This window comes from Mesonia maritima, assembly GCF_042433895.1.
GTDB lineage: Bacteria > Bacteroidota > Bacteroidia > Flavobacteriales > Flavobacteriaceae > Mesonia > Mesonia maritima.
Genome location: NZ_JBHLUA010000012.1, coordinates 897,622 through 911,304, shown reverse-complemented (window position 1 = coordinate 911,304; position 13,683 = coordinate 897,622). Strand labels below are relative to the sequence as shown.

General features: G+C 35.0%; 9 protein-coding genes. All 9 read right to left on the bottom strand.

Annotation, left to right across the window (positions count from 1 at the left end):
* Window positions 1-26: 26 nt before the first annotated feature.
* The 9 genes from ACFFGL_RS11060 to ACFFGL_RS11020 all read right to left on the bottom strand — a co-directional run bounded on the left by ACFFGL_RS11060 (window position 27) and on the right by ACFFGL_RS11020 (window position 13,682).
* A complete protein-coding gene (locus tag ACFFGL_RS11060; protein WP_309726038.1) occupies window positions 27-5,540 on the bottom strand; it encodes a hypothetical protein in 5,514 nt (1,837 codons plus the stop codon).
* A 5-nt stretch (window positions 5,541-5,545) separates the two neighbouring features.
* Window positions 5,546-6,172: a hypothetical protein gene (locus tag ACFFGL_RS11055; RefSeq protein ID WP_309726040.1), complete on the bottom strand. Its 627-nt coding sequence runs from the start codon at window positions 6,170-6,172 to the stop codon at window positions 5,546-5,548.
* Between the two features lie 24 nt (window positions 6,173-6,196).
* On the bottom strand, window positions 6,197-6,709 hold the full coding sequence (locus ACFFGL_RS11050) for an OmpH family outer membrane protein (RefSeq protein WP_309726042.1): 513 nt from the start codon (window positions 6,707-6,709) through the stop codon (window positions 6,197-6,199).
* 549 nt (window positions 6,710-7,258) lie between these two features.
* Window positions 7,259-7,726 (bottom strand): hypothetical protein, encoded by a 468-nt coding sequence (locus tag ACFFGL_RS11045; protein ID WP_309726044.1) that lies wholly within the window; start codon window positions 7,724-7,726, stop codon window positions 7,259-7,261.
* Window positions 7,719-8,681, bottom strand: coding sequence for a phage tail protein (locus ACFFGL_RS11040; protein ID WP_309726046.1), 963 nt, complete (start codon window positions 8,679-8,681; stop codon window positions 7,719-7,721). Before ACFFGL_RS11040 ends, ACFFGL_RS11045 begins: the two co-directional genes overlap by 8 nt.
* Window positions 8,665-9,192: a hypothetical protein gene (locus ACFFGL_RS11035; RefSeq protein WP_309726048.1), complete on the bottom strand. Its 528-nt coding sequence runs from the start codon at window positions 9,190-9,192 to the stop codon at window positions 8,665-8,667. Before ACFFGL_RS11035 ends, ACFFGL_RS11040 begins: the two co-directional genes overlap by 17 nt.
* The gene (locus tag ACFFGL_RS11030) at window positions 9,193-10,413 is read right to left on the bottom strand and encodes a hypothetical protein (RefSeq protein WP_309726050.1); all 1,221 of its coding nucleotides are present in this window, start codon (window positions 10,411-10,413) and stop codon (window positions 9,193-9,195) included. It lies immediately after the preceding gene.
* Window positions 10,382-12,295, bottom strand: a complete 1,914-nt coding sequence (locus tag ACFFGL_RS11025; protein WP_309726052.1) for a type II secretion system protein GspD — start codon at window positions 12,293-12,295, stop codon at window positions 10,382-10,384. The genes ACFFGL_RS11030 and ACFFGL_RS11025 overlap by 32 nt, the downstream gene beginning before the upstream one ends.
* Window positions 12,288-13,682, bottom strand: a complete 1,395-nt coding sequence (locus ACFFGL_RS11020) for a GspE/PulE family protein (protein ID WP_309726053.1) — start codon at window positions 13,680-13,682, stop codon at window positions 12,288-12,290. Before ACFFGL_RS11020 ends, ACFFGL_RS11025 begins: the two co-directional genes overlap by 8 nt.
* Between the last annotated feature and the right edge of the window lies 1 nt (window position 13,683).

Genomic DNA, 13,683 nt, shown 5'->3' with positions numbered 1-13,683 from the left:
ATAATTGGTTTAAATTAGATAATTTGTTATTCTGCAGGAGGTCCTACTGGACTACACTCCTCAAGGTTCTTTTTTATTTTTATATTACTTCCTGGACCAACTTTAATACTCTTAATGCCTGTATGCGATCGTTCAGTTGAGAGCTGTACCCCTGAGGCATCATGAAATCCAAAATGTGATTCTTCCTGACCGGTTGTTTCTTCATCGTAGTCTTCAAAACCATCATACCCCATCTCTGCATAACTACTATTGGAAGAAACTGCTACAGGAAGTGTATAACCATAACCATATTGTGCTGCAGAATAACGCCCCAAGGCATCCCTGTTCTCCAATTCTACACCAAAAGGACTGTATTGAGTAACTTCACTAGCATATGTCCATTTCTCTTCAGCATCAGGACTTTTTACCCACGCATCATTATCATAAACATAATAAGGTGTAAACTCATTGAAAAAGCCTTGATTCCTTACTCCTAAACCATCTCCTAAATTTCTACCTGTCAAGTAGGTATAAGAACGTACAGGCTTATAATCTCCCTTTATATTATAAATATATGGGTTGAGGCAAAGTTTATCCACATCATATATTTCATTTCCTTCAATATCACGTAAAAAACGATTTTTCGGGATATTAGCTTCACATTGTGAAGACCAGAAATCTGTATACTCTACCGCTGAAGCATTGACAACCCTAGGATTATCCGATACCGTTTCATTCATTTCAAAATCTTCTTTGCTTATTTGATTATCAGCAATTGGGTTTTTCATCAGTGTAACAGACGCCATAGAGGCACTTTGTATGTTTCGGAAACCGGATCGGTCAATATAAAAGTTCAAGGTGCTACTTTGATCAACAATTTCACCATTCCTATCCATTAGTTGTATTGCATTCTGTTGGGCATTAAAACCAACAACCCAGAACCTATCTATTCCATGAGGAAAGAAAGATTGTGCCACAAGCTCATCCCCTTCGGTAAAAATTTCCCGGAGATTGGAATACCCGGAAAGCTGATAATAAGATCCACTTTTTTGCAGTGTTCCCTTTATCCCGACATTATTGGTAGCTAACCCCATCCCCGGATTAGCCCAATAAGCTGGAAAATTAAGATTGTAATAGTTGTCTTTATATTCATTTGTTGTTTCAGTCAACAATACTTCGCCTGTTTGTGCATCCCAGGCCAAGTTTTTTGTAGAAACCCTTGCTCCAAGGTCATATGCGATTTTTTCAGTCATAATTCCTGTACGGTGAATTACTTTTGTGGTTGTTGCTGTTCTTAGAATATTTGTATGTTCTGCTGATTGAGGGATTGTACTGGGAACTACCCATACCGGAGGTATAAAAGGAACTGGTATGGCTACAACATTCCCTTGCATTCCAGACATATTGGTATAGGTATAGTTTTCATAAAAATCATTGACCACATCATAATGTACCCCCACTTCCCTGTCATTGATAACCTCTCCATTTTTAGTTATCATAGGGACATAATTATTCAGGTTTCCATTGGGGTTAACACTATATTTATATTCTGCTCCCGATATAAATTCTCCCAATTCACTATAGACCGACTGTCGTTTTTCTTTTCCGTTCATATCATTGGTCTGTACGACAAATCCTTGGGACAAGGTAAGTTCAGTATTAACTTTTACATTCAACCCTAAAAGTGAGCTCAACCCTTGTCCTATAACATCATTATCATTGGAATAAAAATTTCCCGGACCATCCAGTTCCGTATAATCCGCAATTGTTGGGAAATCTTTAGAAGTATAGAATTCGGTAACTACTTTACCCGTAGCATGCTTTTTAACTTTTAGTGTTTGTCCCCCTTCTTGCTTAACCCTTGACAAATTCTTAACACTAACACGAGAGTATGTCACTGTTGGAGAGGGGAAGAAAGATTCTCCAAAAGGTTTTTCTTTATAATTGACCTCACGCGGAGCCACCAAACTTTCATCTTTATTATAGAAAGGCTCTACAAACGGGTTCTCTTTACTCATGTTAGGTTCATAGGTAGCCACTCCCGAAGAACTACTGTCTTCCAAATTATATGAATATTCTTGCCCATAAAATTGTTTGTACCCCTCATTTGTAGAATACATCATCTTGTCCCAATTATCGTGCATTTCTATCTTTTGCACGCGTACACCGCCCCCCAATTTCCTATCGTTAGGTTCTAAAAGCCTAATCCATGATTTCTCAGGGACATATCGTTTTGCTATACGGCGTTGGTTTCGCAATTTGGCATTAGGTCCTCTAATAATTTCATCAATGGCTCCAAAATCCGATTTCAGTTGATTCATTATACTTTTTATAGACGTATTGGTGTATAAAGGCAGCCCATATACTTTTCGAGATAAGTACTTTTGCCCAAAATACCACCCTGCCTTGGAAATAGGGTTGACATTTTTCCCACCATTTATACCTCCCTCCAAATCGGAAAACTTCATAGGAATAGCTCCATAAAACTTTCCGTTACTAGCAAATGTTTTTAAAGAAAGTCCAGTATCTATTTTAAAATAGCCTTCAACATAATCAAAATCGTTGGGACTGTTTGAAGTATTACTTGCCTCTTTTGACATATTGAGTAGAAAACGAAAATAAATAGGCTTGTTATAATGTTCCCTAAGATATTTTTCCTTAAACTCGGCTTCTGATAGGGTACTGCTTTCCGGCAATTCAACAATTAAATATTTCGCATCATTTGAAAAGTTGCCGTGATTGTACAACAAATCGTCCCCCAAGTCAGCTGACCCGGGATTCTCACCCTCCCTTGCGACACCTGCTATTTTAAACATGCGCATCGGTTTCTTGTCCTGTACAAACTGATAATCATCTGTCTCATAGGTAAGGTCTATTCTACCTCCAGAAGGAAGATCTATGGATGTCAATGACCAAGCAGAGGCATATTGATCCTGAAGTTCTTTATCATCTTGCTGGACAAAAGGAAATTCCTGAGGGGAAAGTGGATTATTAAATATGTTATAATTATCTGCTTCATTCGGCTTATAATTTCCCCATATATCATAGGCTTTTAATGAGTAGTCTGGATTTAAACCTTCATAATTAAATTTATAAGGGGTATATTTTCCCATATAAGAGTCTTTATAGGTAAAGTAGAGACTCTTTAAGGTTAGTTTCCCTCCTTGTGAGCTATTGGGCACACCGGGACAAAGACTGTAATCATATTCAAAATGGGCAACTTTGATAGCTCGTTTAGCTAATGTACCTGTAGGAACAGTTTCCAAATTCCCATAATCAGACACGAGTTGATTAAATTCCTGTTTAGTATACAGGAATATCTTATCAATATTTTTCATATGCTTGTTTCCCCCTCCCGATTCTTTTCCATCAAGTCTGTCCTCTAACCTGAAATAAGCAACATGTGTTTTAGTTTCAATCGTATGGACATACTTCAACTCTTTCGTACCAGAAACAACAGAAGCCTTATCGTCTTTGGGGTTTGAATTTAACCCTTGATTGTATGAAGCTTTTCCGCTTTGATAGGGAATATTCCAATTATAGTTCTGATGCACAGTTTGGTAATTAAATTTAGTATAAGCCCCTAAGTCATCATCTGAAATTCCGTTTCCGGTTAAATCTTCATAATCTGCAGAAAGAATTCCTGTAAGTAAATAAGTATGTGCATAAGCCGGGGTTTTAATACTGTTAAAATAATGATCTACCCCATTACCATTCCCTATGATGTTATCTTGGTTATTATATGATATTGTTCCTTCATCAGGATGGTCAGGAGTCCCTTCAATGGCAAAAGTTTCTTCTTCTTTTTTTGTGTTATATACAGTTTCTCCATACAAGTATGTTGCCCCATTCGTCTGCATGATTTTATACCCCGCTATATGGTGGTTTTTTGCCAAAGAATGACTATTGTTTTCATTGATAAAAGGGTCATGTCCGGCTTCTCCAAATTGCACTGGTATTACCGACGTATTTCTAAGTTCCCGTTCTTCCCTTTTAATTGGCTCATTAATATTTATTTGTTGGTAACTTGGTGTCCCTAATGGAACATTGGGTGATTGCTCTTTTGCATAATAGATGTTTTCAGCATACCTTCCTGGAGCATGTGGCGTACCTCCAATACCTATTCGGACAGGTTTATTTCCTCCTAAACGATTGTCCAGTAAGTCAGCCTCGGGGTCTACAGTATATTCTCCAATTGTTTTGTAATATACCTGTTCGTATTCCAATGGAGTTGATTCCTCATCCGTTTCTGAGAAATATGAAGCTACTGGTGTTTTCCATTTTCCCGTTTGTGCAAACCCATCTGCCAAAGTTACATCCAACCCAACATGCCAGCCTGCACCCCCTTCTGCTTCCCCTCCAAAGCTATCACTACCACTTTGGTCTTGAACAAACTGGCTAAATACATGACCAACTTGTCCTCGAAAAGGGCGAAACATTCCTCCAATACCCTGTCCTTGAATTTGGTATATATCGTAAGTATAATTGGTAGGGGAAAGTGATAATGTATTTTTACTGATAACATCTTCCTTTTCCCTATTAAAGTCCAAAATTGCATTTTCAGGGGCTAGGTGTGTATTGTTATACCCAAAAGCTCTAGAATGGTTAACCCCATCTTTTATTTTTTGGGTAATACCAAACCCCGTAATACCAACCTCTGCATCAACCCCCCATGCATCCAACCCGAGCGAAACAGCAAAAGATAGATTGGAGTTTTTGTATGCGACTCGCTTTGCCGGCGTGAACGTATTGTTAACAAAAGAAATAGAGCCTTTTCCTCCTTGCGACCAATTAATCGTGTTTTTAATTTTTTTATCTGAGTTACTAAAGTTAACCCCCGAATTCATATTGAAAGATGTTAACCCCTGCCTTGAATTATACCCTACCCCAATTCCTGCCGATAGTCCTGTATTGAATTGATCATCATTACTAAGATCCTTACTGCTCAAACTAACCGAAGGACTTGCCGTAACACCGCTTGCGGTAGATGACGATAAACTGGCTCCTACACTTACATGATCTGTCAAGGCATAAGATACCCCATAAGAAGGTTGGAATCCAAGCCCTGTATAATTATTGTGTTGAACAGTTAATCCTGCAGAAACACCAAGTCCCATATCACCTAAACCAAAAAACTGAGGGTTAATATTAAAAGCTACCCCAACTGTCTTGTTTTCTTTCATATGATTTTTATATACCATTTCATCTCCCTTAAAATCATCAGGAACTCCTCTAACATCCCTGGTAATTTGACCAACATTCAAATTCCATCCCAATCCAACCCAAGATGCCTCCTGATCCATACCAACTCCAGAATCATAGGCCAAGTTTAACGGATAGCCCCCTACATCCATAACTGGTATATTATAATTAAAATCACCTGACGATAGATTTACCATGTCCGAGGTTCCTATAGGTGTAAAGGAATTGAACTCTGGTTGTGATGGCCCTCCTGTCAATGCATACATCTGTGTAGGCTGTACGACAGAAATAACCATTTGAATAGCTAAATAACTTGCAATAATCTTTGAAATTCGGCTGGTTCGAATCTTTTGTATCATCTTTATTATGTTTTTATGGGGTTTTCATCAAACTTAAATTTAAACAATCCATTATTATACAAATTGTCCTTATATAGTAATTGAATGTATTCGTCCTTTTCTACATTTCCGAAATAAAGTAGTATCCGGGTAAAAGGACTAATCTTAAAATGGCGTTCGAAATGAACACCACTACAGGGAATTGTGTCCCCTTTACTCGTTACTATTGCAAAGTCCTTATGAATGGTTGAAGACATATACATTACCGACTTTTGATAACTAAGCATGGTATAACGGTTTTCCAATAAGTCTTCTTCATCAGTATGCTCAAATTCGAACTCAATGATTCTTTCATTTTGATGGGCACGTAACAACGAATCAAGTGAAGACAAATCATTTTTTTCTCTATTTTTAAAAAAGTAGTAGGCCAATGGCACCTCTGTAGCTTTGTATTGAATGTCATTCACAAAGTGTGCAATGCTTTTTGATTTCCACCCATCTCCTTTTAAATGATAAAATTTATAGTCCTCATTCGCTGTCACCATTTGATTTTTCCGATCTGATTTACACGACACCAACACTATAACAGCTAACCATAATAGTCCGTTACCTATTATAAGCCTTAATTTTATATACTGATAATTATTATTCATATCTACAATACACTTCTTTTTGAATCAATTTGAATTTCCTTCATACCTATCGTTTGCGAACTTTATAAAAGCTTTTGTAACATCTAGTTTTTTTGCTGCATGCATAATGTTTCCATCCCCCCTTGTCCCTAGAATTAATTGATAATCATTCTGCTCACCAAACTCACGCATATAGGCATTAAGCCTATTCCAGACCTGTGCATTAACCTCTTTGGTATAACGCCTATTCATCTCATTCAATCGGTTGTTTTCCTTTATGAATTGTTTTTTCAAATCATCTCCGGAGGTAGCAGTAGATGCTTTTTTATTTAATAACGAAGCAAGACTATCTACATACTTTTTTTGATGTTTTAGCTGAGTATTACGGGATTTACTTAAGTCTTTGAACAAGTTAAATTCAGAAAAAACAATAGCATTGTCAACATATACCAACTTGGCATTATTTTTATCTGACAGTAAAAAAAACAAGAATACAGTAACTATTAATAGAGCAGAAAACCCTACTATATAAAAAAGAGATTTTTTAGAAGTTATCAATTTATTGATTTTTTAAGGTTATTTAGTTATATCCAAAAGCTATTTATCGGCACATATACCGACAAAATACCTCTTAATGACTTTCTTTTTTACTCACACTTTAGCTACAACAATCACTAGACATCTAAAAAACAATGATTATTTAACCAAAAACTTCACTTAGAGTAATCCAATAAAATTTTCCTCTTTAAATCAACTTTTAAACTTCTTGCCAAAGAATTGAGGTTAACAAAAAAATCATTTGCGACAGTGTAGTTTTCCTTTTTACAATATGTAAACAATCACTATATCGCTTGTTCCTTTCCCTCATTTTTTTAAACCGGCAGACAACATATTCTTTCTTCTGAAGAATTTTTATTTAACAACTATTAAATAAAAGTTCAAGACCGTTAAAATGGCTTTACAAATCGATGTTTATATACGATTTATCTATAAACAACAATACTAAAATATAAAACAATGTTAAAAATAACAAATTTTTAATCATGGTTTTTTTACTTATATTAAAAAATAAATTGTACACACCTCAAAACAAGACATTTAAATCGATTATTTTTTAACAAAAAAACGTTTTTCTTTATTTCTTAATACATAGATTGTATCTTCTGAGATATTTTTAACGAATAAGCCATAATTTTTATCCCCTTTTCGGATACGGACAATCTTACTGTCAATGGACAAAATCACTAGTGGTTTTTTATACTTTTCCCCCTGTACATATCCTAAATACTGGATTTCTGGCCATAGAGTTCTCTTTTTTTTCTTAACTTGTTGATCACGCTTCTTTTTAGGAGTAGATCGTTTTACATTTTTATAGGTATCTAAAAACGGATCTCTCTTTAAAATTGAGAGCTGAAAGGAATCCCGTTTGGTCGTTATTAACTCGTTTGAATATGACCCTGTGTTTAAAGTTACATTGGAAGAATCTTTCCGAACTACAAAAAATTTATATATGATAAGTGACCAAATAACAGTCAACACTATTATAAGAATTATATTTAATGTCCGTTTATTCACCGATTATGAATTTACCATTTTGATCAAAACCTCCAATGTTTCCAGCTTCATCTTCTCCTCTAACCCTCCAGTAATAGCTTCCGGAGTTCTCAAATGTTAGGTTTATTGAAGTAGGGGTAATCACATCCGAAATTATAATTGTTTGGAAATCTTGATCCGATGCAATCTCATAAAAACTTGAAACCGAAGAAACCACATTTCCAGGATCCGCTCCAAAAGTCCATGAAAATGAAATATCTTCACCTACTTCAAATTCCTCATCAAGATCAGGAGAAACAAGTGATGGCACAAGAGGTGCTTCGGTATCTATAAAAAAACCTCTCGAAAAAAAGTTGGTTTCACTGGTTTCATTGACAGCTTTTACCTGCCATTTATACTGGGCATCACTATCAATTACCACAGCATCTAATTCTAACGAGGTTGATTGTATTTCTTCCTCTAGGAATACCGTAATATCACCAGACCCGGTAACCTTTATTAGTTCAAACGTATAAGATATTGCACTTGGAATCGGATTCCATGTAAAAATAATTGTAGTATTATTAGTATAAATATTATCTGAAGGACTGGTTAGTATTAAGGTTTGGTTTGATAAGTTATCAGAAGGGGTTACTGTGAAAACCACAGGAAAAGTATAGGGGGTTTCATAAGCAAAGTTTTGTCCTTTTATCCTCCATTGATATGATCCTTCAATCAAAACTTCTGTAAATGGGTAAGTACTTACCGTAGTGTCCGTTACTAAATTGCTTTCCCGATACACCTGAACTCTGTAGCTATCTGCTCCTTCCAACCCCTCCCACAAAAACTGCACTGTATTTCCGGCAATGGAGTCTCCTTCTTTAGGGTTTAAGGTTATTATCTGATTATTCTGTATATCCTCTTCAAGGATATCATCACATGAATAGCCTAGACAGGCAATCATACTCATCAACAGTATCTTATTTATTTTTTTCATAGTTTTGAAATATAATATCATTGAACAATTCTTTCTTCATGCTTCTTGCCTCTTTTTTTACATAAAACTTAAGTGATGCTATACGTGCATGATCAAAACGCACATCAAATGCATATACTGCTTCGAGCAATTCCTGAAAACCTCCCTTTATCGTAACTTTATTTGAATAAATTGTAAAATATTCATCTCTGGAAACATGTGTATTGCCTATATTAGATAGGGTTACATTAAGTTTATTTTTCGACAGAAAGTTTAAAATCTCATTCTGTACAATTTCGGGTTTTTTTACTTTTTTACCAATGACAGCATCCAATGTTTTCAATTCATCCTTCAAGTATAATAATTCATTGTGAGCCTGATCCGTCCCCGCTATATTTTCCTTGGATTCCGAATAAAAGCTAACGGTTTCTATAGCTGTTTTAAAAGAACGTTTATAAGCTGTAATACCTAAAATAACGGCAATTAATATTACGGCATAAAATTTTTTCTTATTTGGAATATTCTCAAACATCTATAAAAAAAGGTTTAGGGTAAAAAAATAGTTGCTATTTTTATAGGTATATGAGTAAATTTCTGCTTTTTCAACCCAAGTCAGGGCCTCAATAATTGTCAACCAGTTATTTGCACTCCTATTAGTTGGTGCTAACCCCTTTATAACAATTTGGTTTGGCTTTATATTTATTTTCTTTTTTGCATCTATATTACCTTCAATCGGAAATACACTTAATTGCTCCAAAACAATATCATTTGGTATAGTTTTCATTAGGTCAGCCACATAGAAACTAATAAAGTTTGCTGATCCCAAACTGGAATTTTTAATTATGTTTTCTTTATATCTTTTATCCTTTTTCAATTTTATGAGTTGATCAGAGACCTGATTTTTTAACGTGAGTTCTTGTTGTATTTCAGCATTTTTTCCTGCATAAATAACGGTAATGGTATAACTTACCATCAATAATGTCAAAAAAACACCTAAAACAGTACCCCCAAAAAGTTTAAATGCTTTTCCGTAAGTAAATTCTTCATGGAGTTCTCTGGTTATTGCTTCATAGTTTGTAGAGCACCCTGTTTTATTCAAATATTGCATAAACCCAGAAAATGCAATAAGACAGTTTCCTACTATTTTCTCATCCCCAACCTCTAATTCAGGGGCAGGGCTAAAGTTATCATTTTTATGTATGGTTATGTTATTTGTTTCAAGGTGATAGTTCAGGTATGGTGTTTCTATGATTTCTATGTTTTTCAACAAGGAATCATAAACATCCAGTATAAATGGACCAATGAATGTATCGATAACCTGTAGCTTCTTTTCTTTTAAGTCAGTCAAAAGCACATCGAGTTCTCCTTTTCGGGTTACCGATACCAGAATATTTCCTTCATTTTGCTTTTCAAAAATATAAAATTCATCAGGATCTTTATCAAACAATACCTCTTTCAAGTAATTCGGTTGGTCAAGAACCTTTTTAGAAACTATTTTTGTTCCTGTTACCGATAGGACCACAGGGATTTTTTTATTTATTTTCTTTTCTAATACTTCATAAGACGACGCTTCTTGTTGATTTTTAATTTTAACCGTGCCTTTACTTTTATAAAGGTGAACTAGGTTATAGAACAACCGTTCTTTACCAATATGGATATGCAATGCATAAAATTCTTTTACAAAATAGGTATGTATAAAGTTCACAAACATCTCTTCTATATCAATAAATAATAGTCGGTTTAATAAAAACATGCAGTTTTGATTTTGACCGGGACTTGCCTTTACTGCTAAAAAACCATTTAATAATCGGTATTCTCGCCAATAAGGGTGTTCCGGTACCTGTATCCTGCTTATCAAGTTCATCCAGACCTCCTAATAAAATCATCTCATTATTTTTCACCCTGACCAACGACTGAAATTGTTGTGTCGCCCTATCAGGCGGGGCATTTTCTCCAGATCGACCTGTAAACGCACTTTTTTCTACATTGATAGTTAATGTAACTTGTTCATCTTTGGAAACACTAGGTTTGATAATTACACTTAAGTTAGCCTCAGTTGGTTTCCATTGACCAGACTGAAGTATATTGTCCGTAATTCCGGTATTAATCAATCGGTTAGTTTGCTCAAAATAATAACTTGTTTGCCCTATGGATACACTAGCTTCATGACCGTTTAACGTTGCTATCTTAGGGGTTGACTGGAGGTTAATAATGGAATTGCTCTCCATGGCTGATAAATTGGCATAAAAATTCTCTGAAACTTTGCCCAGATTGAAAATACCAAATCCATTAAAACCGTCAATTAAATCGTTGACGGATGCCGAATTTAAAGTCACATCTGTTGTAGGAAACAACACTCCTTCGGTTTTTACCTCTTTGCCATCCTCTCCTAGAATTGCCCGAAGACCTGTCTGCACATCATGTGATTTTTGATATTGTACGATAAGTACTTCTATTTGAATCAATGGGACTATTTTGTCTATCTCCCTGATATATTCTTTCAATTCTATGATTTTAGGAGCTGATCCCGATACGATCAAACCATTTAGCTCTACTACTTCTTTTACCTCAACATTTTCCGTTAATGCCTGGGGGAGTGTAGGCAATACTGTTTCCAGTGTTCTGTTTTCTAGTTGAATTAATTCCGTAGCCCTTAAACCCTCTGTATTTTGCTCCCCAATTAGATATAGGTCTTTTACTTTTTTATAGGTATATTTTTTACCTTTAAAAATATGACTTAATAAATTGTCAAACGTTATTTGATTGGCAAACAAGGTTGTTGTTTCATCACCCGGTTTATTATACATAAAATAGCTCACTCCCAACAAGTCTGCTGCTTGCATAATAATGCTGGTAAGATCTGATTCATAAGCTTTAATATTCAGGTAACCATTATCATTCCGTGTAACTTCAAGTATTCCTGAATTTGGCGTCATAGGAATATTGCCCTTTCCATTAGTGTTTATTTCTTGCCTACCTATTTTATCGTTCAACACGTCTTTTTCAAGAAAATAAAAGCCATTATCATTTTGGGTAACTGTTAATTGGTTGGATTTGGCCATCATTTCCAATACTTGGTCAAAGGGTCGGTTAAGAATATATGCAGAAACTTTCATATCCTTAACATCCGAAGCCAAAACAATATTTTTATTGGACAACTCAGTTATCTTTGCCGCAACTCTGGGCAATGAATCGTTTTTAAGTTTTACAGATAAAAAATCATTTTGGGAGTTATAGTTAATATCAATAGGCTCCGGTAGTTTTGGAGGCGCTTCAACTTCAACTTTCTCTTTTTTATTAAAGACAATAATATTATTTAAAAACTCAACTTCCAATTCATATTTCTGAATTAGAAATAAAAAAACATCTTTAACCTCTACATCATAAAAATTATTATTGATGATTTGGTTAAGCTTATTATCTACGCTGACATTCAATTGATGTTCATCTGCTATAGAGGCGATAAAATCATATAAAGTAAGTCCAGAAATATCAATCCTAACCTGTTCGGTTAAGCCCTTTTGGGAATTTGACAGTTCAATTAATTTATTTTCAATTGTTTTTATTCTTTCTGTTTGCGAAAAAACAAGTGTTGAAAAAAACAAGAACAATATTAGAAACGTTGGTTTAGTCATTTAATTGGGTATCTTCGATTAAAATAGAATAAACTTCTTCATATGTTGTAATTCCATCTTCAATTAACTTAAAGGCTTTATCTTTCAATGTATCATAGTTCAATTTTTGCTTACCTTCTTTTATAATGTCCACTACCTTTTGTGTTACAGGAATCAATTCATAAATAGCAATACGTCCTTTGTAGCCTGTATGGAAACAGCGATCACAACCTACAGGAAGGTAATGATACTTTAGTGCTGTTAATTTTTTAAATTTTTCAACATCGATTGTTTCTTTTACTTTACAATAATCACAAAGTTTCCTTACCAACCGTTGAGCGACTGAAACACGTAATGTTTCTGCTATTAAAAAAGAGGGAACCCCCATGTCAACAAGCCTTGAAATAGTGCCCAATGCCGAATTAGTATGTATGGTAGATAAAACAAGATGCCCTGTCAGGCTTGCCCTTATAGCCATTTGGGCAGTTTTTTCATCTCGTATTTCTCCAACCATTATGATATCGGGGTCCTGTCTTAAAAATGTTTTAAGAGCACTCGAAAACGTTAGGCCTACTCCTTCATTTAATTGCACCTGATTTATTCCCTCTAATGTATATTCAATAGGGTCTTCAATGGTAAGTATATTGGTATTTATTTTGTTCAATAGTTTTAATGTGGCGTAAAGGGTAGTCGTCTTTCCTGATCCTGTAGGCCCACTTATTAACACAATTCCTTTTGATGCATTAACCCCTTCCATATAAGCATCTTTTTCCTTTTCATTCATTCCCAACACATCTATGCTTAAATTAGTGGTATCCCTGCCCAAAATACGCATCACAATTTTTTCTCCATAAAGTGTAGGTAAAATCGACACCCTAATATCAAAATTGTCATAATGGATTCGTCCGTCTTGAGGCAGTCTTTTTTCAGTTATATTTAGTTTAGATTTTATTTTAATCTTATTGACAAGCTCTGGATAATCCTCTTTTTTTACTTTATAACGTTCTATTAACTTGCCATCAATCCTAAACCGGATTCTAGCCATATCCTTAAATGATTCAAAATGTATATCACTACTCCCTGTTGACTTAGCATCCCAAATTAGGTTTTCTAAAAAATCATTCCCGAGTTCAAAATCAGCTCCTTGGGCTTTGCTTCCCCCAGACCGATAATGCTTTGACAAAGCTTTATTGATTATATCATCATTAACCGGTTCAAATTCAATTTGATTTCCAAGAATCAGTTCCAACTCTTCGGGGGAGAGGGATGAATAAGTGCTTTGTTTTGCATATAAGTGAAGGGTACCTTTTTTAATTTCTTTAGGAACAACCCCATAATGATAGGCTATATTTGCCGGGACTAATTGCTGGCATTCGGTGGTCAGTTCTATCTCCTTATAAATGTCCAAA